Annotated in this window: 21 protein-coding genes; all 21 read right to left on the bottom strand. The window is 34.1% G+C overall.

Annotated elements, in window-relative coordinates; genetic code table 11:
• Nucleotides 1–107 precede the first annotated feature (107 nt).
• The gene (locus ABD077_RS07005; RefSeq protein ID WP_343911626.1) at nucleotides 108–1220 is read right to left on the bottom strand and encodes an efflux RND transporter periplasmic adaptor subunit; all 1113 of its coding nucleotides are present in this window, start codon (nucleotides 1218–1220) and stop codon (nucleotides 108–110) included.
• A gap of 59 nt (nucleotides 1221–1279) precedes the next feature.
• Entirely contained in the window at nucleotides 1280–2545 is a 1266-nt protein-coding gene (locus ABD077_RS07000; protein ID WP_343911625.1) for an ABC transporter permease, read from the bottom strand.
• A gap of 1 nt (nucleotide 2546) precedes the next feature.
• On the bottom strand, nucleotides 2547–3794 hold the full coding sequence (locus ABD077_RS06995) for an ABC transporter permease (RefSeq protein ID WP_299603486.1): 1248 nt from the start codon (nucleotides 3792–3794) through the stop codon (nucleotides 2547–2549).
• Complete coding sequence (locus tag ABD077_RS06990; RefSeq protein WP_343911624.1) at nucleotides 3787–4488, bottom strand: ABC transporter ATP-binding protein; 702 nt, start codon at nucleotides 4486–4488, stop codon at nucleotides 3787–3789. Before ABD077_RS06990 ends, ABD077_RS06995 begins: the two co-directional genes overlap by 8 nt.
• Before the next feature lie 240 nt (nucleotides 4489–4728).
• Complete coding sequence (locus ABD077_RS06985) at nucleotides 4729–4947, bottom strand: hypothetical protein (protein WP_343911972.1); 219 nt, start codon at nucleotides 4945–4947, stop codon at nucleotides 4729–4731.
• A 31-nt stretch (nucleotides 4948–4978) separates the two neighbouring features.
• Nucleotides 4979–5521 (bottom strand): DUF420 domain-containing protein, encoded by a 543-nt coding sequence (locus ABD077_RS06980; RefSeq protein WP_343911623.1) that lies wholly within the window; start codon nucleotides 5519–5521, stop codon nucleotides 4979–4981.
• A complete protein-coding gene (locus tag ABD077_RS06975; RefSeq protein WP_343911622.1) occupies nucleotides 5514–6248 on the bottom strand; it encodes an SCO family protein in 735 nt (244 codons plus the stop codon). The genes ABD077_RS06980 and ABD077_RS06975 overlap by 8 nt, the downstream gene beginning before the upstream one ends.
• A 2-nt stretch (nucleotides 6249–6250) precedes the next feature.
• Nucleotides 6251–6904 carry a hypothetical protein gene (locus ABD077_RS06970; RefSeq protein ID WP_343911621.1) on the bottom strand — a complete coding sequence of 218 codons (654 nt, stop codon included), beginning with the start codon at nucleotides 6902–6904 and terminating at the stop codon, nucleotides 6251–6253.
• Nucleotides 6905–7004: 100 nt separating this feature from the next.
• Complete coding sequence (locus ABD077_RS06965; RefSeq protein ID WP_299603500.1) at nucleotides 7005–7364, bottom strand: cytochrome C oxidase subunit IV family protein; 360 nt, start codon at nucleotides 7362–7364, stop codon at nucleotides 7005–7007.
• A 25-nt stretch (nucleotides 7365–7389) separates the two neighbouring features.
• On the bottom strand, nucleotides 7390–8373 hold the full coding sequence (locus tag ABD077_RS06960) for a cytochrome c oxidase subunit 3 (RefSeq protein WP_343911620.1): 984 nt from the start codon (nucleotides 8371–8373) through the stop codon (nucleotides 7390–7392).
• A 48-nt stretch (nucleotides 8374–8421) separates the two neighbouring features.
• Nucleotides 8422–9003 (bottom strand): cytochrome c oxidase subunit 3, encoded by a 582-nt coding sequence (locus tag ABD077_RS06955; RefSeq protein WP_343911619.1) that lies wholly within the window; start codon nucleotides 9001–9003, stop codon nucleotides 8422–8424.
• A complete protein-coding gene (cyoE, locus tag ABD077_RS06950; RefSeq protein WP_343911618.1) occupies nucleotides 8994–9896 on the bottom strand; it encodes a heme o synthase in 903 nt (300 codons plus the stop codon). The genes ABD077_RS06955 and cyoE overlap by 10 nt, the downstream gene beginning before the upstream one ends.
• A 225-nt stretch (nucleotides 9897–10121) precedes the next feature.
• A complete protein-coding gene (locus ABD077_RS06945; protein WP_343911617.1) occupies nucleotides 10122–10865 on the bottom strand; it encodes an energy transducer TonB in 744 nt (247 codons plus the stop codon).
• Between the two features lie 111 nt (nucleotides 10866–10976).
• Entirely contained in the window at nucleotides 10977–11723 is a 747-nt protein-coding gene (locus ABD077_RS06940; RefSeq protein WP_343911616.1) for an energy transducer TonB, read from the bottom strand.
• A 69-nt stretch (nucleotides 11724–11792) separates the two neighbouring features.
• The gene (locus tag ABD077_RS06935) at nucleotides 11793–12692 is read right to left on the bottom strand and encodes an energy transducer TonB (RefSeq protein WP_343911615.1); all 900 of its coding nucleotides are present in this window, start codon (nucleotides 12690–12692) and stop codon (nucleotides 11793–11795) included.
• A gap of 162 nt (nucleotides 12693–12854) precedes the next feature.
• Entirely contained in the window at nucleotides 12855–13580 is a 726-nt protein-coding gene (locus ABD077_RS06930; RefSeq protein ID WP_343911614.1) for an energy transducer TonB, read from the bottom strand.
• Between the two features lie 156 nt (nucleotides 13581–13736).
• Nucleotides 13737–14057, bottom strand: a complete 321-nt coding sequence (locus ABD077_RS06925; RefSeq protein ID WP_343911613.1) for a VanZ family protein — start codon at nucleotides 14055–14057, stop codon at nucleotides 13737–13739.
• A gap of 61 nt (nucleotides 14058–14118) precedes the next feature.
• Nucleotides 14119–14499: a glycine cleavage system protein GcvH gene (gene gcvH, locus ABD077_RS06920; protein WP_299603523.1), complete on the bottom strand. Its 381-nt coding sequence runs from the start codon at nucleotides 14497–14499 to the stop codon at nucleotides 14119–14121.
• A 151-nt stretch (nucleotides 14500–14650) separates the two neighbouring features.
• Nucleotides 14651–21877, bottom strand: a complete 7227-nt coding sequence (gene sov / locus ABD077_RS06915) for a T9SS outer membrane translocon Sov/SprA (RefSeq protein ID WP_343911612.1) — start codon at nucleotides 21875–21877, stop codon at nucleotides 14651–14653.
• A gap of 5 nt (nucleotides 21878–21882) precedes the next feature.
• The gene (gene ruvA / locus ABD077_RS06910) at nucleotides 21883–22464 is read right to left on the bottom strand and encodes a Holliday junction branch migration protein RuvA (RefSeq protein ID WP_343911611.1); all 582 of its coding nucleotides are present in this window, start codon (nucleotides 22462–22464) and stop codon (nucleotides 21883–21885) included.
• Nucleotides 22465–22591: 127 nt separating this feature from the next.
• Nucleotides 22592–24904, bottom strand: coding sequence for an NADP-dependent malic enzyme (locus tag ABD077_RS06905; protein WP_343911610.1), 2313 nt, complete (start codon nucleotides 24902–24904; stop codon nucleotides 22592–22594).
• Nucleotides 24905–25000 lie beyond the last annotated feature (96 nt).

Raw genomic sequence — 25000 nt, 5'->3', positions numbered from 1 at the left:
TCTCTTTATTTAAAAGGTCACACAAAAACATCTTAAAATACTTTTTTACGTTTCTGATACCTATTTGTATACTATTGATTATTGTTGTTACACTTTTTTCAAAAAAATTAATTTCCAAACTCTGGTTTCTTAATTTGATTCCAAACTTTGATTTTATCTTCTTTTGTAATTCCACTTTTAATTTCTACATGAATTCCATCACTTACACCTAACTCAACATCTCTGTTTTCAAACTGTTGATCGCCGGTAGCTACCTCTACAAAAGGTTTCTGTGTCTTAGAATCATACTGAATAAGAGATTCTTTTAACGCCATTACACTATCAACCTTTGCCAAAATAATAGAAGCATTTGCGCTTAGTCCGGCTCTAATAAATGTGGTATCCTTTTTATTTAATGTACCTTTAATTTCGAACTGAATTGCTCCATTTTCTTCTTTTCCCTTCGGTGCAATATAATCCAAAACGGCATCAAATTTTTTATTTTCTATGGCTCCTACCGTTATTTCTAAAGGTAAATTTTCCTTAATTTTTCCCACTTCACTTTCGTCTACGTTACCTTCAAAAATCATTTGTCCAACATCTGCTACTGCAGCAATGGTAGTACCATCATTAAAATTATTTGACTCAATAACTTGATTTCCTTCTTTCACTGGAACTTCTAAAACCATCCCAGAAACTGTAGAGCGGATTAACGTATTCGCAGCACTTCCTAATCCTCGTGTAGTTCCTGTTTTAACAATTTGGTAATTTTGCTGTGCTGCTTCATAGTTCTGTTTTGATTGTTTGTAGGTGACATCCGCTCCATCAAATTCATTTGCAGAAATAACTCCTTTATCAAACAACTCTTTTTGTCTTTTAAAAACTTTTTCTTGATTATCTAAATCTATCTTTGCCGTTTGCACTGCATTTTTAGCACTTTGTAATGAAGACACATTGGGTATCACTCTAATTTTAGCGATTAGATCACCAGACTTTATCTGGTCTCCAGCCTCTATATAAATATCTTCAATAATTCCAGAAATGTTTGGTTTTATGAGAACCTCTTCTTTCGGCACAATACTTCCTGTTGCTACTGTTTTTTTAATAATAGTTTCTACAGTACTTTGTTCTGTTTTATATGATATAGGATCTTCCTGATTTTTCTGATACAAATAATATAATGCGCCTCCGAATACAACTACTATAAGAAGTAAGATAATAACTGTTATTGTTTTTTTCATTTTCCGTGTTTATTGATTTGTTTACTATTGCAACAGTAAAACTTTGATTGATTTATTCTTTATTCTGCTCTTAAAGCATCTATTGGTTTTGTTTTGATAGCAACTTGTGCTGGTATTAAACCAGCTAAAAGTCCACTTGTTATTAATATGAGTAAAGCCACAAAAACTACAGTGAGATCAACACTAGGATTTGCAAACATCGTTTCATCATCAGCAGGTATACCATCCAAGATTTTATTTACTAAAAATATCACTCCTGTGGATACAGCAATACCTGTCATCCCTGAAATAATAGTTAGAAAAATAGATTCTAATAAAATTTGCCCTCTAATAGACCAAGGGGAAGCACCAAGAGCACGTCTAATTCCAATTTCTTTAGTTCGTTCTTTTACAACTATTAGCATTATGTTACTAATACCAATAATACCTGATAATAATACCAGAACTCCCACAAAATATGCTACGCCTCTAAGGGCAATAAAAAGTCCATTAATTTTGCTAAACTCTTCATACAAATCAAAATTGCCAATAGCCCTATTATCTTCGGGATGTATTGTATGATTAGTTTTCATCACATCGATTATATTCTTCTTCAACTTGGTAATTGAGTGATCATCCTGTGCTGTAATAGCCATCCATCCAACGTTATCTGCCCTATTAAAAGCTTGAGAAAAAGAAGTAAAAGGAACAAAAATTTCATTCTGGCCTTGCTCTCGATCTCCGTTATTAGATTTCTTCATATAGGTGCCGATCACCATAAAACTAACCCCTTTAATTTTTATATACTCCCCAATAGGGTCTTCCCCAATTTTAAACAACTCTTTTTTAACTCCCTCGCCAATTACAGCTACTTTTCTATTATTATCGATATCTCCGTAATTGACAAATCTTCCGGAAGTTATGGTGATTGGATCTTGATTAATGATCTCAGGATAATCACCATAAACATTAAAAGCTCCAGTATTTAAACCTCTTACAACATTATTAGTCCCTCCAAAGCCTCCCAGCTGATTACGAGGAGAAATATATAGTAATCCAGGTACTTTTTCTCTAATGGAAGCTACATCTCCAATTTTAAAATTAAATCTTCTTCCTTTAGGCAACCCTTTGTAAGGTTTGGTTGCAATCTGTGTCCACATGAACATGGTATTTGTAGCAATGTCCCCAAAGCCTCGTTTCACACCATTTTCTAAACCTTTTCCTGCCGCCAGTAGTATCACTAATATGAATATCCCCCAACAAACTCCAAATGCAGTTAGTAAGGTTCTAAACCAATTAGCTGTTAAGGCTTCAATTATTTCATTCCATTTATCTCTATTAAACATATTATTCGTCTCTAAGTGCTACAATGGGTTTGATCTTTGCCGCTCTCCATGCCGGAAAAAATCCTGCAAGTGCTCCTGCAATAATCAATATGAATACGGTGGTAATGGCGATATTGAAATTTACAGAAGGATTAGATATAAAATCTGTTTTGACCATAGGACCTACTATTTCTAACAGAATCAATCCAAAAATTAATCCAGTAAAACCTGCTATAGCGGTAACAAATATTGCTTCATGCAAAATCATTCCAATAATGGAAGATGGTAATGCCCCTATTGCTTTCCGAATACCTATTTCTTTTGTTCGTTCCTTAACAATGATAAGCATAATGTTACTTACCCCTACTACACCTGCTATAATAGTACATACTCCTACCCACCAGAAAAAGGCTTTGATCATAAAAATCAAGCTATAAAATCTTTTAGCTTGCTCTAAAGAATTTCCAATTCCAATAGCTCGATCGTCTGTTGGAGCGATAACGTGTTTGTTTTTTAAATATCTGGTAATAGAAGCCACGAATTCTTCAGATTTCGCTACTGCAGTTTCAAAATCTTTTTCTGGTTTAAGGGTATAAGATAGATTATTAATATTTTGACCGCGATTAAAGACCTGTTGTGCAGTAGTAGAAGGAATAGACACTTGCTCCTCTTCCCGTTCACCACCTTTATCCGTATATACTCCAACAACTTTGAAAGGAATATCATTAAGTTTAACATATTTACCTATTGGATCTTCCCCATTTTTAAACAAAGCTTCCTTCACTTTTCTTCCCAGTGTTACAATCTTACCCTTTTCATCGATATCATTTTGATTGATAAATCTACCTGATACCATGGACTGATTTTCAATAAATTGAAAACCTGGAAAAACACCTTCGATTCTATAACTTCCAGATTCTTTTTTATATGATATTGTAGCATTCCAAATTCTCACTCTAGAGGATTCGTATTCTATTACATCTTCATTTGTTTTGTGAATAAAATCAAAATCCTCATTGGTCATGCTAAAGAACCTTCCTGGGTTCATTCCCTTATACTCTACGGATGTTGGCCTTGTCCAAACCCATATGCTATTAGAGGCATCTCCTTCAAATTCTTCTGCAATTCCATTTTGCATTCCTTGTCCCACACCAAGAAGTATTACCAGAATAAATATTCCTGAAGCAACAGACAGTCCGGTAAGAAAGGTTCTTAATTTGTTTTTTCGGATTGTCTCAAATATTTCCTGCCAGCGTTCGATATTAAACATATGAATTTGCTCTTACTTGTTCTACAATACCGTCATCTATAATAAGACCATCTTTTAGGTTAACAATACGTTTGGTCATATGCGCTATATCCTCTTCGTGAGTAACAATAAGGATTGTTTTACCTTCATCGTTTATTCCCTGAATCAGATCCATTACTTCATAAGAGGTTTTAGTATCCAATGCTCCTGTTGGCTCATCTGCAAGTAGTACTTTAGGCTCAGATGCTAATGCCCTCGCAATCGCTACCCGTTGTTTTTGTCCTCCAGATAATTCGTTCGGTAAGTGTGTTGCCCAATCTGCTAATCCAACCTTTTCCAGATAATGAAGTGCTTTATCGGTTCTTTCCTTCCTTTTAATCCCTTGGTAGTATAATGGCATGGCGACATTATCCAAGGCATTTTTATAATTAATTAAATTAAAAGATTGGAATATAAACCCTAGAAATTTATTCCGATATCTAGCGGCGATTTTTTCGTTAAGGTTTTTAATAGGAATATTATCCAAAAAGTAACTTCCAGAATCAGCTTCATCGAGCATTCCTAAAATATTTAGCAACGTAGATTTTCCAGAGCCCGATGACCCCATGATAGAAACAAGTTCCCCTTCATTAACATTAAAATTGATTCCTTTTAAAACGTGCAGAGAATTAATCCCCATCTGGTAAGATTTATGCAAGTCTTTAATTTCAATCATAATACTTAGATTAAGATTATGAGGCACAATATGATACCTTCACTAATATAAACTAAGACTTACACCTTGGTACTAAAAATAGTATGTTTTATATGCTGTTTCTGGTTTCCCCTCCAGAAATACAAAAGATTGGTTAGTGTAGTCTTATTAGATAAGACTAATCCTACATCAATTTCGTTACAGTAGCATGTGTTATTAAAATGTTAAACATTTATATTGAGTAAAAAGCTATTAAATCTCCTAGGAAGCTTTTTTCTTATTTCTGTAAATAAAATATCCTACAGTGCCAATCAAAATATATGGGATAATCATAAGGTATACGATCCCGTTATTAATTCCTTTAGCAGTTTGCTGACCTTCTTCACTTTCTAACACAGCACGACACATAGCGCATTGTGCATCTATTGGAAGTGTAAAAAACAGCGCCAACACTAAAATCCATATATATTTTAATCTCATCATCTGAGGATTCCAATTTAGAAGTTATAAATTAATAGTAAGGAGATATCATTAGATAAACAATAACACCCGTAATTGCAACATACAACCATATTGGAAATGTAATTCTAGCAATTTTTTTATGCCTTTCGAAACTCTTAGCTAATGCCCTCACATAAGTTATCAAAACAAACGGAATAATAACAATCGATAATATAATGTGTGTTATTAGAATAAAATAATATACATAACGAATGATTCCTTCTCCTCCAAACTTAGTAGAATCGCTAGTCATATGATATGCTACATACATTACTAAAAAAAGAACAGAACATGCAATAGCAGTCTTCATGAGGTTCTCATGTAATTGTACTTTTTTATTCTTTATTGCCCAAAATGCAATCACAAGAATTACTGCTGTTAATCCATTTATCGTAGCGTAAATTGGTGGTAAGAACGTTAAAGGCTCTACATTAAAACCTAATTTCCTAAGATTTACGCCAAACAACGCTGCCACTGCAACAGGAATAACAATAGACAATACAACAATCCATTTATTGTATTTACTTTCTGTTTCTGAAACACTCTTACTCATCCTCTTCTAATAATTTCTTTATATCTTCTAACAAGATTGTAATTTGCTCTTCTTCTCCATTTTCATCCTTTTTTTCCTCTACACCAATAGTACCTCTATAATAAATAATAGGATTACCAGAAGCATCATAACGAGATCTGATATATCCATCTTTATCTATTAATGCAAAATGACCATTGTGTTCAAAACCTCCGGGTACTTCAGGATTTTCCGCAGCATAGATATTAAATCCAGCATTTGCTAAATCAAATATATCTTCTCGTTCTCCAGTAAGTAAATGCCAATCAGGGTTTGATATACCATAGTTTTCTGCGTACTTTTTTAGGATACTTGGAGTATCGCGTCTTGGATTAATGGTAAATGAAGCTACACCAAAATCCTTATAATCTTTCAACTTATCCTGTAAGTACACCAAATTTTTCGACATTTTTGGACAAATCGTCGGGCAACTAGTAAAGAAGAAATCAACAACAAAAACCTTTCCTTTAAAATCGTGATTAGTAATCGGTAAACTGTCTTGATTCAGAAACGCAAACTCTGGAACTTTTCTTGGTTTCCCATTAATTTTAATATAAGAAAGCTTTTGATTGACTATTGGATTGCTCGCACTCATTCTATCATTTTCCACAATAGAAGACTTCTTTACTCTATTTACTATTCTAGGAATAAGGATGATTCCAAAAACTAGGATAATAAAAGATATACCAACATATGAATATTTTTTCATAGCTACTTTTCTTTACGATCTGCTTTATATTTTTTTAATGCTAAACGATACTCGGCAAGTATTACCTTCACATCATCTACCATTACATTATTAAGATCAGCTACGGAGCTAGTATCATACCCATACACATCTATCTCATTCTTTTCTCTATTCTCCTCACGTCCTCTCAGATTCATTTTTTTATCTATGATAAAGACAAAATCTGTTGCACTCTTCTCGTCTAAAGTATACGGTGTTTTTAACCCCTTAAAAAAACTTTCTATGCGCTCAGGAGTACCAAAAACAAAATTCCAACCAGTAACATCAGTTAACTTACCTAATTCTTTAATAAGCTCCTTGGATTGATTTTCGCTACCGTAGGGACAAACCATTACGAATTGAAAATCTCTAAATTCATAATTCTTTTTATATATTTTCTGATTAAGATTGAAAGCGTTTCCTCGTTTACTTAGGACATCATCTCCTAAAAAACCTAAAATTGTAATTTTATCCTGTAATGTTACGTCTTCTTTTTCAAGGCTTTCGAAGTTATTAATATCACCAACGGACTCTACTAACACCGGAAGTTTGGAGAAATTATCTACAGCTGAAGCAAAAAATAAATATGCTACTATCGGCAGAATAAATAATATACCTAGAACTAAAAATTTTTTCATTAAATCAACAACTTAACTTATCTGCAAAAATAAAAAAGACGGCTGAAACCAACCGTCTTTTACTATCTTTTATTACGTTTTTAACGTCTGTATATCTTAATTAAAAGTCCCAGCTTTTATGACCGGCTTTAAATACCTCATAAATGTAATCTCCTTCGGTTAACAAGATAAAAATCAAATAACTAATAAGAAATACTGCTGTCCAAACAACTGATCTACGAAGTCCTTTGGTCTCTCCTTCCATATGCATAAAAGCCCACGTAATGTAATATGCCTTGTAAATCGTTAAGATAATAAAGATCCAGTTTAGTAATTTCATACTAATTACTGTAGTCTCTATTAAAAATGCAGGTTTTATAATACCTAAAATCACTTCTACTATCGTAACTACTGATAATAAAACGAATACATACCATATTCTTTTGGTATTTGATTCGTGGTGTGCTGTATCGTGTCCCATATCTATTTTAAAATCTTTTTAATAATTAAACCAGGTAGAAGAATGTAAATACAAATACCCAAACTAAATCTACGAAGTGCCAGTAAAGACCTACTTTCTCTACCATTTCGTAATTCTTTCTTCTCTCGTATGTCCCTAATATCACATTAAAAAATATAATAATATTGATCACAACACCCGACAATACGTGAAATCCATGGAATCCTGTGATAAAGAAAAAGAAATTAGCAAACAATGGTGTACCGTATTCATTATGGATCAGATTTGCTCCTTCTACAATACCTATGGCATCTGTATTTAGTCTCTTCAAGGACTCTTCTCTAGATAAGATCGTCTTTTCACCTTTCTCTGTTAGTATCTGAGTTCTTATCAATAAGTCACTTTTCTTAGCAAAACCGTCTCTTATCTCCTGGATTGTGTACGTAGGTAACTCTTTTTCTGACTCGTACCAAATTCCATTTTTACTTTGGTGTTGCTCTCTATCCTTATGAGTATTCACTATGGCTATATCGTGTAATGCCACTCTATGACCTTCTTTATCTACAAACTGTAAAATCTGACCTCCTTTAGTTTCAACCGCTCCATATTCACCCTTGATGAAATTTTTCCATTCCCAAGCCTGAGAACCAACGAAGATTGCTCCACCAATAATAGTAAGGAACATATAAAGAATTACCTTCTTCTGTTTCATTTGGTGACCTGCATCTACCGCAAGTACCATCGTTACCGAAGAAAATATTAATATAAACGTCATTAATGCCACGTAATACATCGGAGCGTCTACTCCATGAAGAAACGGAAAGTGATTAAACACTTCATCCGCGATTGGCCATGAATCTATGAATTTGAATCTTGAAAAACCGTAAGCAGCAAGAAACCCAGAGAATGTAAGTGCATCAGACAGGATAAAAAACCACATCATCATCTTACCATAACTCACTTTCAGTGGTTTGTTACCTCCACCCCAAGTTTTACCTTCTGTACCTGTATTAGTAACAGTTGTTTCCATATAAAGAATTTGGTATTGTTAAATTTTCCACAAAAGTAATCAATTTTATTATCTAACGAAATATAAAAATAAAAAGAGATAAACCCATAAAACATCTACAAAATGCCAATACATAGCACCCAGTTCTAAACCAAGGGTTTGCCCTGTTTTATACTTTTGTTTAAAATGATTATAAATTACGACTAAAAGTACGATTAGCCCAACAATTACGTGGACTATATGCAATACGACTATGATATACAAAAACGTTGGGACAATATTTGCAGATGGACCCGTAAAATAATATCCTTGATCCATAATATCTGCAAATCCCTGAAATTGCATAAAAACAAAAACCGTTCCCAATACTAAAGTTAATAATAATAACAGGGTTGCTAAACTTCTATTCTCTTTTTCAATTGCTTTTTTTACCATGTAAAAAGAAATACTACTCCCAATAATGATAAACAAGCTAATTAAAAAAGCATTGGGAAAAACCAAATCAGTCAACCAATCCTCTCTAGTTTTACTTACTACATAAGCACTTGTTAAACCAGCAAACGTCATAGTCATACTAATCATAGCAAACCACATCATGGTTTTTTTGGCCCTTTTTTGTTTTTCGATTGTTGTTCCTTGTGTTAAATCCATGCACGTATAAATTTATCAGCCACATAAATAATCTGTAACAAGGTAATGTAAGAAACACTAGCGAGCATTAATTGTTTCGCAGTTTTAGCATCCTTAACCTTGTACAAACGTATTGCATATCGCAATAGAAAAATACCAAGTATAAGAATTAAAATTCCTGAGACTGGTGTAATATATAATTGTCCAGTAACACCAAAAACAGGAATTAATGATGTAACAACTGTCCATACTGTATAAATCACTACCTGAGTGGCGGTACTCTTATCTCTTTTTCCTGTAGGAAGCATAAAAAAGCCTCCTTTTTTATAATCATCGAATAAAAACCACCCAATAGCCCAAAAATGAGGAAATTGCCAAAAAAACTGAATCATAAACAGCGTTCCCGGTTCTATTCCGAAATTATCTGTCGCTGCTACCCAGCCAAGCATAAAAGGAATTGCTCCTGGAATTGCGCCTACAAAAACTGACAGAGGTGTTTTGGTTTTTAGAGGTGTATAAAGACTTACGTAAATAAAAATTGAAATCGCACCGAACATTGCTGTTTGAGGGTTGATCACAAACAACACTGCAATTCCTAGTATTGTAAATATACTTGCTATAATAAAAGCAGTAGTCACAGACATTCTTCCTGAAGGAATCGGTCTGTTCTTTGTGCGATCCATTAATATATCTAGATCCCTTTCTATGATTTGATTAAAAGCATTAGATGCCCCAACCATAAAATACCCACCTACAGATAGAAGACCTAATGTAGTCCAAGACATGTTATCTACTCCTAAAAGATAACCAGCAACAGAAGAAAAGACTACACTTAATGCAAGACGCATTTTAGTAATCTCTTTAAAATCCTGAATAACAGAAACTTTGGCAGTATCTACTTGGGTTATACTCAAATTTTGCACGTTATCTAAATTGCTTTTTAAAAAAGTTGTGCAAAGATATGCCTTAAAAGCATTATAGGCAACTTATAACTATTTATAATTCACCTTTTAACAACTGTTCCACAAATTACGTACTATTTACCTCAACTTTAGATACTTCTGAACACTTACAAATCATCCAAAAAACAATAAAAAAGCCTATCTTTTTATGAAGATAGACTTTTTATATCTTAGTTATTATTCTTGTATCCTAAATGTAATTGGCAAGAAATATTTTACATTTACAGCATCCTTACCTATTTTTCCTGGTTTCATCTTAGAAAATTTCCCTACAACCCGTCTGGTTTCTTTTTCTAAAGCCGGGTGCGGCGCCCTCACTTTAACATCATTTATAGACCCATCTTTACTTACTTGAAACTGAACATGAATTTTTTGCACCCCTTTAAGACCATATTCAGCACTTAAATCGGCATTGAACTTGTAAGAAACTATTTTTTTAATCTTACTAGATAAACAAGCAATTCTTTCGTCATTACTAGACAACCCTTCACAACCCGGATAAATTGGAGCTACAGTAACTTTATCTATACCGTAGGTAATTTCTTTTGTTTCAACAATGTCTAAAATCGAATCCACAGGAACAGCCTTAGCCTTCCCTTTTTCACTTATTGTTCCCAGCTCTTTTGTCAGCTTCGCGATAGCTGACCTTTCCTCAACTTTTTTAGGCTCCACTAACAGTGGTTTCTTTACTTTTTTTACTTTAACTAACTGCTTTTGAATTTTCGGTTTCTCTACTCTAAAAGCGTCCATTGTGAAGCTCACATCCTCTGTATTATCAACTTCTTTATCTGGTGGTGCAACCACCGAAACAGAGGTATAAGTTTCGAATACAACAAAAGTGAATAAAAGGCTTGCAATAAGCCCAATCTGAAAATTCACCAACGTACTTTTTCGTACATTAGCATCATGCTTGTTACTCATATTATTTAGTTTTAACGTTACAATTAAAATTGAAATCAACAAGCATACCAAAAAGGAATCCCGTTTACGATATTCGTAACGGGATTCTCATATTTTAAAAAATAGTTATTCTTAATCCTGAACTTTAAAAACGATCGGAAGCTGATACTTTACCGTTACAGGAGTTTTACGTTGCTTCCCAGGTGTCATAGTAGGAAATAGACGAATTACTCGTTCTGCTTCTTTCTTTAACTTTGGATGAGGAGCTCGCACCTGTATATTCTGAATAGTTCCATCAGCAGCTACATCGAATAAGGTATAAATTCTTTGTACGCCGCTCAAACCATAATTCCCTCCTATACTGGTATCAAACTTTCTAGAAATAATTCTACTAATCTTTTCTGAAAAACAAGCCGCTCTTTCTTTGTTTGTTTTCAATTTTTCGCAACCTGGAAAAATAGGCACATCTTCGACTACCGAAAAAGGAACATTTTCAGGAATCTCTTCCTCTTCTTCGCTTGAAATAGCATCCGGATTAAAGGGAACACTTACCTCCGTCGGTTCTGTGCTTTCATACTCATCGGTCGGGTCATCTAAAGTTACATCATTATCCACAACCTCAAAATCAGTCGGATCAGGAATAGGCTCGGGTTGTTTTTGTGCCACCACTTTTTGCTCTGGTTCTTGATAAACCTCAAAAACTCCATCCCAAACAAAGTGTTCATCTTCAATGACCACAGGTTTATCCGCCATTTTTTTAATTGGTTCGGAAGTATACACTTCGAACATCACATAGGTAAATAATAGACTTGCAATAAGTCCAATCTGAAAGTTTACTAATGATCCTTTTCGAACATTAGCTTCATGCTTGTTACTCATATTACTTAGTTTTAACGTTACGTCTAACTATGCACAACAAGCATACCAAAAAACCTTCAAAACAAATCTCTACTTTATAGCAAACTTTACGGGCAGTGCATATAAAACTCCTATAGGTTCTCCATCAAAACTAGCTGGTTTCATCTTAGGCAGTGTCTTAACTACTCTAATAGCCTCTTTCTCAAGATCTGGATGAGGACCCCTAGCTTTTACATTAATTACATTTCCGCATTTACTAATTGAAAAACGAACATATATTGTATAAACACCTTCTAAGTTTAAGTTCTTAGCAATATTTACATTAAAATTCTTATTTATAAACTTTTTAACCTTTTCGTTCAAACACTTTTTATCTTTTTTTGCCTTTCCTGTCTCTTTACATTCAGGATGTATTACTTGATTATCAAATACCATTTCTTCAAAACTCTTTCCATAATCCTTACCAACAGTATAAGTAGTTTTCCGATTTTTACCATCCAAAGTTTTAGCAATAATATTAACCTCATATAAAACCGCAATTAGTTCTCCTCCTTTCTTACCTGGCAAAATCCTAGGTGTCTTAGATAATTTAGAAATAGCATATTGCGCATATTTATTCAAAATTTTATCATCTCCTGTTACATCAAAAAGAGAAACAACACCTGTAGTATCCACAACAAACCGTACTTTTGCTCTTAAAGGATCAGAAATAAATTTTTCTTCCTTTTCAAAACCATCCTTAATATTATTTCTTAACAACTTCATGATGGATTGATCAAAACAATTACGCTTTTCACAATCCTCCTCCCACTTATTACATCCAGAAAAAATAGGCGAAACCTCTACATCTTTAAATTTAACAAACTCATCAAAAGAAATTCTTGTAGTATCATTTTGCAACTGATAAGACCTTGCACTCACGAAATCAATTGAAAATATTAATAGAATAAGTATTAACACAAATAAACCTATATTTTGTTTTGCTATCATACGAATTATACAATTTAATTTAAACCATAACCAACACTCTCATATAAGTATCAAATCAACAGATAATGTTACTACATAAAATATAACCTCCCAAAAACAGAAATAAAAAAATCCCGCTGCAAAGTACAGCGGGATTTCATATATATTTTTAAAAAAATGTAATTAATCCTGAACTTGGAATACAATAGGCAAAGAATATAATACACCAACAGCTTTTCCTCTTTGCTTTCCTGGTGTCATTTTAGGTAACATCTTTACCACCCTTTGAGCTTCTTTTTCTAGTCTTGGGTGTGGACCTCTTGCCTGAACACCTACAATATTTCCGCTTCTATCAATTTTAAAACGAACATAGATTCTGTTTACTCCAGAAAGACCAAGCTCGCTTCCTAGCTCTGTATTAAACTTACGGTTCACAAATTTCTTAACCTTATCACTCATACACTTCTTTTTTGCAGCATTACCTGATTCTTTTTCACAACCTGGAAAAACAGGTACGTTTTCAATAACTGCAAATGGTACGTCTGCTATCTCTTCTTCTTCCTCTACATCCTCTACTTCTTCAACCTCTACGATCTCTTCTTCCTGATTCGTTTCGGTAGACTCGATAATTGTTTCTTCAACTTCTTCCTCATCCTCAACAACATCAATAATTTCTGGTGCTGGCGGTGGAGGTGGCGGAGGTGGTGGAGTATTTAAATTTTGAGTAATTGGAACTTCTTCCTCTTCTAACTCATCAAGATTTACCTGACCAATATCAATATTACTTCGATCATAGGTTTTATACTCAATTGCTTGCCACGTAATTAAAAGCACTAAAATTAACCCCAGTTGTAAAAACAACGAGCTTTTTTTGGTTAAATCGGCTTTCGGATTTTTCTTTGGTTCCATACTACAATGTTATTATATGAATGCTAAAATAGCTAATTTCTTTTGTATTTTCCAAGTAAACCTAGAAATGTAAAACAAAAAATACATTTTTTAACTTTTACAATGGCTACTTATATATGTTACTAAAACTCAAAAGTCATTCTACTTTACTGAATTTTACAAATTTGTTTTATAGATAACTATCTTATTTTTAAGTATTATAAGCAAAAACATTGCCAAAACAATACCACCAGTGTTTGCTATAACATCTTTCCAATCTGGACTTCTATAGCTTGTTAGTGTTGCTTGAAATATTTCCATAAATATTCCATACACAAATCCAAATGAAGCCGACCAGATATAACTTGTTTTAAATTTTCTGGACTGTCTTTTTGAAAAAAAGAAAAATAAAAACCAAACAATGGTAAAAACAAAATACGCTAACAAATGCCCAACCTTATCACTCCCTTTGAATGTTACACCAACTGGAGTATACATTTTAACCAAGGACAGCAGGGCAATTATACTTGTATAAAGTATTGCTAACGCAAAAAGGAATTTATGCCCCAATAAGTGCTTTATAGTCATCTGCAGATAAAAGTCCTTCTATTTGAGAGTCATCTGTAATCTTGATTTTTACCATCCATCCTTCTCCATAAGGATCACTATTTACAAGTTCTGGATCTCCCTCTAATGTTTCATTAAATTCTGTAATTTCTCCAGTTAGCGGCAAGAATAAATCCGAAACTGTTTTTACAGCTTCAACAGTTCCAAAAACTTCTTCTTGCTCTAGCTCTTCACCAACTGTTTCAACTTCTACATAAACGATATCGCCTAATTCACTTTGCGCAAAATCAGTAATTCCTACTGTAGCTATATCACCATCTATTTTAATCCACTCGTGATCTTTTGTGTATTTTAATTCTGAAGGAATATTCATTCGAAAGAGTATTTATAAGTTCTTATTATTTTGAAGACGAAAATAAATTTATTTTATCAAAATTTAGAAAAAGCGCAGTAAAATTTATCAAAAATTAATTCCACTCCTGTTGGATATCAAAAAACTTTGATCCGTACATTAATGATTGAAATTAGTTTCCAAAATTATAACGCAAAGTAAACCCTCCACGAATAGTAGTTTGTGGAAAAGCGGTAGAAATAGAATACTGCGAGAATGTATGATCATAAAACAACAAAGCTGTTAAATTCTTACTTAAAGCGTAATCCGTTGTAAACTTAATACCATAAATATCTTGTCCAGCAGTAACCTGCGTATTATCAATATCCAAATACCTAATGATAGTCTCGTTTTGACGCAAAGAAAGATCTGCTCTAAAATTAAGATCACTCTTAAGAGTAGTCTTCTTACCAGCAATTCTTGTAACAAATGTAAGGTCCTGTACTCTATACCCTAATCCAATGATATACTCGTTACCCTGAATTTCTGTAAGCAAATTATTATCAAAACTTAAAGACAAAGCACGATCTTTTTTCCATTCTGCCAATATTTTGATAGAATTTTTCATCTCCATATCCAACCTAATTAAAGGACTAAATTGTTCGGTAAGATTAATATTTGCATATAATTCTGGATTCTTAAAATTATCTCCCTGATCTAATTCATCTGGATTATTAGGATTAAACTCTAGGTTCCTTTGAAATTGGTTAATGGTATAATTAGCACGATAACCATGCGCCATGGAGAACCTTTTAAAACGTTTTTTAAACCATTTCAAATTCATTAAACCAGTATACTTAATATCCCAATTTGGCAAAGGCACATCTCTAAAAGCACCTTTTTGCACACTCTGCGGATCAGCTCCCGTATATGCAGCAAGAAACGCAGGTAAAAGCACTGCTTGATTTGTAGGTCCGAAACCTACCGGAAAATCATCTCCTGTTCCAGGATCAACACCTCGCTCTAAAGCCAAACGCCTTGCAATAATTAGCCTATTCTCTCTAAACTTATCAAAGGTTTCTGAAGAAAATTCATCACTTTTTTTGAACGATGTTTTAATCAACAAAGTAGAAATTGTATAGTTACCAAAAATATTAGGTGACAGAGAATAATATGGATCATTTATATTAATACCAAACTCATTGAGATCTGCATCAGCTCCTTCTCTATTTACCCTAAAGTTTTCTGTATATGTTTCTGAGTAGTTTCTATTAGCACTAATATCTATTTTCAAATCTTTTAATAATCCTACAGAAGCTTGTACATTGAGCTGTCTTCCTTCCACTTCTCTATATTGTTGGTTAAAGTCTTGATATAAGGTTAACCAACCATTTCTTGCTGCAAGATCTCTAATCTCGGCCTGACTACCAAAAGTAAATCCTACAGTTGGTTTTAGCGTACCAACAAATCCAGGTTCTCTTACATATCCAGGTAAAAATATACCATTATCTTGCTGATAATTGATATTCACTTTTTTCACTGCTGTAACTAAGCCAATTGCTGTATTTAAAATCTTATCACCCACGGTGAGCTTACTAGATCTCTTTTTGGTTCTCTTCTTAGCATTCGACACTTCAGATTTATCGTCTTCTTTACCCTTCTCAGCTTTAGCATTTTTCTTTTTAGAAGCTTTTCTTCTACCCGGTTTTTTCTTAGTTAACCCTATGTATTTGTACAAAGTTCCCATATCCAAAGAACCATTTACCGTGTGCACATTAGCATTTTGAACGGTATTTCCTAGATCTGGTATACCATCTAAGTTCTTTAACGCTTCACTACCTTTTGTCCACTGAAAATCCGCAGAATAAGAATAGGTAGCTCTCATGAATTTAAATAAAGGAACCTTGTTAAAGGGGATCTCATAATTTACCTGTAATTGCTGACTATGGAAGTTAGGATCTCCTACATCAAAAATACCACTCCAAACACCTATAGATTCATCCACAACACCTTCATCATCAATAAAATTCTTTACAATTCTATTATTAGCAGTATTAAAGCTGAAATTAAGAGATTTGGTTAGATTATAGTTGATACCAAATTGCCAATCAAATAAGAAATTACGTTGGGTAAGTGCTGTTGGGGGAATACTCCCTGGCTCTAATGTAATATCTCTAAATACCTGCTCATTAAATTGTCTTGTTATATTCGAGTTAACCGAAACACTAGTAGGAAGTAAATTAAAATTAAAATCCTTCAATAAATCAAAATACTTACTTTTTCCTAAAAACTTGATTTTTTTGAAAGGTTCAACTTCCTTCGGTTGAAAACTAAAGTCATAGGTCCCACCTAAACGAACATTTTGCTCCAATGACTTTTCTATTTCAAAATCTCTATGATCTGTTTGATTATACGTCCCCGAAAAAGCAAAATTCTCTACATCATAAGGCATTGGCTTCGAATCACCTGTCCTATCTTTTCTTAATCCAATAACATTAAAACTTTGTCTTTTTGTATAATCTGTAGATTGCCTTTGTATCTGTTCTTTTTTTTCTGCATTTGTCTCTCGATCCAATCGATCTTGCAATTCTATATCCTGAAATTCCGGATCGTACTGCGGTGTGATCAACTCTTCACCTCTACTATAATTGAATGGCACTTGAATTCCCCACTTTTTAGGCAATAGTTGCCCTAAATTTACATTTGTAGTTAGGTCATACTGTTTAACATCTTCAATGCTTCTTTCGTTTGGTCCCTGCTCAATTCCACCAAAACCAATAGTACTAATTCTACCAGATGCACTAATGGTTGCAAAATCCGCAATATTAGCATCCATGCTCCCTACTGCTGCCCAACCTCCTTGATTTTTAAGATCACTTAACCTCATTTCGTTAAACCACACGGTACCCGACTCATTAGATCCGCTAGCATTCTTAACACCTACCATCATAATTCTCACATCACCAAAATTAGGATTCCCCTTGATCCCCACTCTTAGATTATTAGGACCATCAAAGAAATTAAGATCTGCACTACTAAGATCTGAATCTCCAATAACGTCGGCTTTTATTTGTTGAAGAAAAGACAATGGTAAACTCAACCTATTATTTAGTGGCCATACATCTTCTGCTCTAGGAGCTGCAGCAGTAGCTTCTGTAACTTCTAAAGGTAATTCGATTTGGTAAAAGTTATTGGTAAAATCGTTCCCCATTCGAATAAAAGCCACCAACTCATTATCAATTAACGATGTTTGTTGTGGAAGATTCTCAGCATGTAAAAACATCTCCAGATTTTCATACTGACGCATATCAACATTTAAGTTCTTGTATACTCCTCTACCATCATTAGGTTGAAGATCATTAACTGTTAAGGCTAAAGATCTTTCATCTTCTCTAATAGCAGTATTATTGTTGATCAACTCTTCTCTTACCACACCTGGGGGTGTAATATAATTTGGGGTTTCTTCTTCACTTACAGATGTTACTATGACCTCATTCCCATTGGTATTTAAGCCACTTGTTATATCATTACCTGTATTGGCTTGTACATATCTTCTATAATCCCCTCTTACCAAGTCTAATGTAGCGAATCTCAATACTACTGGCTGATCAAAACCAGTAACGATCATTCTCATAAAACGAATAGATCTAAAATCATTTTCTCCTATATTCTGTCTTCCTGTTGGTTCATAAATAGGTATTTTGAATCTAAGCCAACGTGTACTTCTAGTCACCCCATTTAATATGATTGCATCCTGAGGTCCTGGAGAGTCTGATACATATCCAGTACCACCATCATTTCCAACACCCATACCTGGAAAAATAGGTATTTCATATTCGTAATAACTATCGATAGTATTCATAGTATTATCACGATTCACATCCTCTGCAGTTGGAAAGGTTGTATTTCCTCGATCTTCATTAGAAACACTGGTCGGAGAATTACCCTGAGTACCATTATAATCACGGTAACGTTCTACAATACTACCTTCTCCTTGCAAAAAGTAACGGTAATTATCATTAGATGGGTCATTTCTATCAAAGCCATCAAACAATGGATTTTCTCTTTCTTGGTCATCAGTGAGCCCATCATATCCTGCATCTTGATTCACTCTTGCTTGCCCCTCGGAATCAAATGCATAAATTAATGATTGATTTACAGGAACCCTTGCGTCCCCATAATCCGTTGTAACAGTACCTTCTACAGAATTATCTTCTGCAGGAAGACCATTTTCATATTGTTTCCTTCCATCTTTTAATACATCTTCACTAATATTCCCTAAGTTAAAAATAATGGTTCCACTGGTTGCGTTTGTTAAAGGCTCTTGCCCATCGCCCGGATCAAAAAATGGATCCATTAACCAAAATTCAATAAATTCTACATTAGCTTGTTCAAAATTAGTAGAGGTTAATTGTCTGGTAATCCCCGCAAAGTTATCTTCGGGATTGGGCAACGTATTGTTACCTTCTCCAGTGGCTAAAGTATTAAAATTATATGGTCCTCTTTCAGAAGGTCTATAGTGCAAGTCCAAAGGAAATAATGATAATGTCTGACCTGGTGGTATATCCGTCTCAGGAAATATTTCGTCTAGAAAAACCCTTCTCGATTCATTAAAATTAATATCCTCGTCAGTAACACCGCTTGGTCTACCATTACTATAAAATATTGGATCCACGGTATACCAAGATAAATCTGCTCTCCTATAACCAGATTCAACCCCAGCTTGTACCGAGGTTTCATTATCATTCGTAGATCCAAAACCAATAGGCACACTGGATAATTCCCATGACAGAGGCGAGCTTACATCAATTTGTGTTTGCGCTCCTTCGAAATCATCGATATATGTTGTTACTTCACCATCAAAATCAGCTCCTCGAGGAGCTCCAGCGATTAAATATGCTCCCTCGGCTCTTACCGAAACATTAGACGGTACATCTGTATCTATATTGGGTAATTTATTTACCATTCTAGTTAGAAATGGTACTTCTGTAGAATAGTTAAGATTAAATCCTAAAAGTGTATTATTGATCGGTTCAAAATCATAACTTGATTTTTGAGTTATCGGTCTTTCATTTAGATTTAAATACGTACCACCAATAATAAAATCGTCACTAAATTTATGCTCTATATTTAATCCTGTAAAACGCTTAGTTTGTTGTCCAAACACAGCATTATTTTCAGTAGACACCTGAATTGGTGTGTTAGAAGCTAACAAGGCTTCATCTAGAATGTTAACTCTACCTAAAGAGTAATTTACTGTATAATCAACTCCTTCTTGCAATGTACGGCCACCAGCTGTTACGGTTACCGATCCTTGTGGCACATTGAACGCCCCCAACGGAATTCCATCTTGTCCCGAAGATTTATAACGACCTCTTAATTGAAAAAATTGGTTTTCTGCTGCTTGTTGCTCTGCAATAACTTGCGTTTGCGTGTAAAGCTCTCTGAAGACATAGCGATTTTGATTATCATTATAATTTGAAGGATTCGTATAATCATTCGGATTGGGAGCTCCATCGTTGTCTAATTTATTAAAAAGGTGCTGCCCAAAAGGTTCTACAGTGGTAAATATAATCCTTCCATTTTCTGGATCAATCGTCAATCCAGGAACATAATCAAAGAATCCATCTCCAGCACCATCTGCTCCTTGTACAGGATCATTATTAGGATTTAATCGATCCATATTAAATACTGTAAGAAGTCTTGTTTGTTCTACATCATTTGGCAAGGGCGTAGCACTTCCTTCTGCTTCCGTGATATAATTTACGGGAGAGGGATTAGTATATACAATATTTAACCTAAAATCTTCTGCATTTAATCTAAAAGCACCAGTATTATAGATATTTTTCATCATTAAATCCCATATCGGACGATCTACATTAATAATGGGACTTTTAAGCATTTTTACCACCAAACTATTACTGGATCCAACCTCCACACCGGTACCTGTATTATCTCCATTGGTTGCATTCACTCCATCATTCGCAAATTCACCAACTTGAAACACTTCTCCTCCTACAGTATATTGATATGCAACTGCCAGTACCTCATCATTATTTAATTTTTGGTTTAAAGAAATATATCCTAGTTGCGTATTTAAGGTATATTCATTAGGGTTTAGCTGTCTCGCATTTTCAAGAATAGCGTAATCAAAACCTTCATTAAAACTTGCTATTGGACCAGTAAACCCTTGTTGTACAGTAGATATTTGTCTTACCGCATCCGTAACAGGTCCTGCTGGACCAATCGTACTAGGATCTAAATCATTATTTCTATTATCAGGAAAAGATCCTGCAGGTAAATTAAAAAGTGAAGCCGGTATATCCGAATTACCAGCTACTGGAGACTCTCCAAGATCCTGCAAAGCAACAATATTTCTTGCATCTGTTAGAGTCTGAGCACTGGTAGCTCTATTCGTTAACCAAACCTCTATTCTCGTAATTTGGATATTGTTATTTATAAAAGGATAGTTAGTTAACGCCGCATCATAAGTATCCCTAAAGTAATGTGATAAAAAATAATGTCTATTATCATCATAATTTACCGCATCTATCTCGAAGTTTTCGACTGTTCCACCTCCTTGTACATTTACTGATCTTGTTTCAGATCTTTGTTCGGAATATACAGCGGTAACACTTGTACGCCCAAATTGCAACCCTAATTTTGCTCCAAAAAGACTTTGTGACCCTTGAATTAAAGAGTTATTAATTGGCATGGTTACATTACCAATCTCTATACTACGTATGATATCATCCTCTGTAGGTGTATATTCCAATTTGATTTGATTTTGAAAATCAAAGGTGGATTCAGTATCATAGTTTGCTGTGATTTGTAATCTTTTTCCAACTTTTCCTAACAAACTTAAACTAATTCTCTGATCAAAATCAAAGGTAAAATTACTTCTATTTCTTGGTGAAAATGCTGGATTATCCTGTTTAGTATATAGAATACCTAAATCCATTTCTACCGACCCTTGAGGAATTATTTCAATCTCGTTACCTCCAAAGATAGTTTCAAAGAAACTAGAGTTTACATAGAAAATTGGCAACAGATTTTTTCTTTTTTCTTCACTCCCATCTGTTTTACCACTAAAAGCACTTATTTTTTCCTTAAAATAATCTCTTCTCTGCTCTTCCTCTACCAATGCTTCAAATTCTTCGGGAGTTAAAAATAATGGATATCTAACATTAAAAGATCCTAACATTTCTCGATAGATGTATCTATTCGTTACCGGATCATATTCATATTTGGCAACAATACTATTTGGATCTGGTAAGGAAATTTCCCCTAAAGTAAAAGTAGTACTAGTAGAATCTCTTACTGTCTCGTTTTGCTGACCATATAGCACACCACTACAAAGTACAATTAAACAAACTAGTCTTTTTAAAAATTTAAAATATAAGGAATGTAATGAACTCAATGTTTTTATAAATTTTTTAGTGCTTGTTTGATAATATTTTCAACAGTTTCCGTTGGATTTACTTTTACGATTTTATCCACAACTTTTTCTGCTTGTTTTCTATTAAATCCAAGGGTTTCTAAAGCAGATAACGCTTCATCCTTATTAGTATTGTTTTGGGATACAGAAAGTTCATCAATATTATAAACTTTAAGAATTTTATCTTTTAGATCTATGATTACACGCTGCGCTGTTTTTGCTCCAATTCCTTTTATAGATTGTATCGTTGCCACATCATTGGAAGCGATTGCTTCTTTAATCTGGTCCGGATGTAAAGAAGACAGCATTGTTCTAGCAGTACTAGCACCAATTCCTGATACAGAAATTAGAAGTCTAAAAATCTCACGTTCGGATTTTTCTGCAAAACCAAATAAGGTATGCGAATCTTCTTTTACCTGAAGATGCGTGTACAACTGTAAAACCTCTTGATCTGGTATGAGAGAAAATGTGTGTAAAGAAACATGTAATTGATACCCTACTCCATTACAATCTATTACTACATCCGTTGGATTTTTTTCTATGAGACGCCCTTTGATTTGTGTAATCATTCTATAGATGAGTGTTAAGCATCCAAAAGTAAGAAAATTATCCTACAAAATCTGCTAAAAAAATAAGCTTCAAAAAGATAACTTTTTGAAGCTTATTATACTAGTAAAATATTATAAATATTTCGAATTATGCCTCACTAGTAACTAGTGAAAACATCTCTTTTTCTCTTTTTTCTTTCTCCTGAGCATCAATAACCGCCACAGCAGCAACATTAATTATCTCTTCTACGCTAGCCCCTAATTGCAAAATATGAACTGGTTTTTTCATTCCCATCATAATAGGACCTATGGATTCAAAATTATTTAATTCCTTAAGCATTTTATAGGTACTATTTGCAGAATCCAAACTTGGAAAAACCAATGTATTCACCTTACGACCGTTGAGTTTAGAAAATGGGAATTTGTCCTTCCGCATATCGCGATTCAAAGCAAAGTCCATCTGCAACTCTCCATCAACAACTAAGTTTGGATAATATCTATGTAAATAAGAAACAGCATCTTTCACCTTAGACGCATTTGGATGCTTTGAAGACCCAAAATTCGCATAAGAGATCATTGCAATCACTGGGTCTACTCCAAACATTTCGACAGTTCTAGCTGTCATTTGAGCAATCTTTGCCAATTCTTTTGATGTTGGATCTATATTAATAGAAGTATCGCTGATAAACAAAGGTCCTTTATTAGTCATCATAACATTCATGGTAGCAACTCTCGTAGCTCCTTTAGCTAAACCAATAAGCTCTAACATTGGTTTTAATACTGTTGGATAACTTCGGGAATATCCAGATAAGAGTGCATCAGCATCTCCTTCATTTACCATCATAGCAGCAAAATAATTACGCTCTCGCATTAATCTCTGTGCTCCGTATAAGGTAATTCCTTTTCTACTATTCTCTTGCCAGTACTTTTGTGCGTATCTATTTTTGCGATCAATTTCTTCGTCTGCCTTTGGATCGATAATTGTTACTCCTGCGGCATCAAAATCAATCTCTTTCATAAGTTCGATGATGATATCCTTTCTTCCTAGTAAAATCGGAAAAGCGATTCCTTCTTCTTTTACTGTTTGAGCAGCTTTAAGAACATCTAAATGATCTCCTTCGGCAAAAACAACTCGTTTAGGGCTTAATTTAGCACGATCCATCAACAACCTTACTAATTTATTATCATTCCCCATTCTCTCTAAAAGTTCGCTTTCATATTTATCCCAATCCTCAATTGGTGCTGTCGCGATACCGCTATCTATTGCCGCTTTAGCTACTGCTGGTGGTACTTTAGCGATTAGACGAGGATCAAATGGCTTTGGAATGATATAATCTCTACCGAAATTAAGTCTTGTTTCTCCGTATGCTATATTCACTTGCTCAGGAACTGGTTCTTTAGCTAATTCGGCAAGTGCTTTTACAGCAGCCATTTTCATTTCTTCATTAATCCCTGTCGCTCTTACATCTAATGCTCCTCTAAATATAAATGGAAACCCTAAAACATTATTTACCTGATTAGGATGGTCACTTCTTCCGGTTGCCATGATGATATCTTTACGAGTATCAATTGCTAAATCATACTGTATTTCAGGATCCGGATTAGCCATAGCAAAAACAATAGGATTTTCTGCCATAGACAACAACATTTCAGGATCAACTAAATTAGCCATTGAAAGTCCTATAAAAACATCAGCATCCTCCATAGCATCAGCCAATGTATTTAGATCTCGATTGGTTGCAAATTCAGCTTTTTCTTTAGTCAGATTATCCCGATCACTTCTTATAACTCCTTTACTATCGGTCATTACAATATTCTCGGCTTTGGCTCCAAAAGCTTTGTATAGTCTGGTACAAGACACTGCAGCAGCTCCTGCTCCACTAACTACTATTTTCACTTTATCAATATCTTTCTTTGCAATTTCCAAAGCATTTAAGAGAGCAGCAGCAGAAATAATAGCAGTTCCATGCTGATCGTCATGCATTACTGGGATATCCAATTCCTCTTTAAGACGTCTTTCAATTTCAAAAGCTTCAGGGGCTTTAATATCTTCTAAATTAATTCCTCCAAAAGTAGGTGCAATATTTTTTACGGTTTCGATAAATGCGTCTACATCTTTCGTATCCACCTCGATATCAAACACATCGATATCTGCAAATATTTTGAATAGCAGTCCTTTTCCTTCCATCACTGGTTTTGATGCTTCTGGTCCTATATCACCAAGACCTAAAACAGCGGTTCCGTTAGAGATGACGGCCACCAAGTTTCCTTTAGCAGTATATTTATATACGTTTGCTGTATCTTTTTCGATTTCTAAACAAGGTTCTGCTACTCCAGGAGAATATGCTAAAGACAAATCTCTTTGTGTAGCATATTTTTTGGTAGGTACAACCTTGATTTTACCAGGAGAAGGTTTTGCGTGATAAATTAATGCTTCTCTTCGTTTACTTTCGATACTCATACTAATTCAATAAAATTGTGTGCTATACAAAGGTACAAGTCTGAACGAGATGCAAAAGGCAAATCCAAGTTATCTTTAAAAAAATAAATACTTAAG

This window comes from Aquimarina litoralis (assembly GCF_039523995.1).
Lineage (GTDB): Bacteria > Bacteroidota > Bacteroidia > Flavobacteriales > Flavobacteriaceae > Aquimarina > Aquimarina litoralis.
The sequence above is the reverse complement of the archived record's forward strand: the minus strand, read 5'-3'. Positions and strand labels throughout refer to the sequence as shown.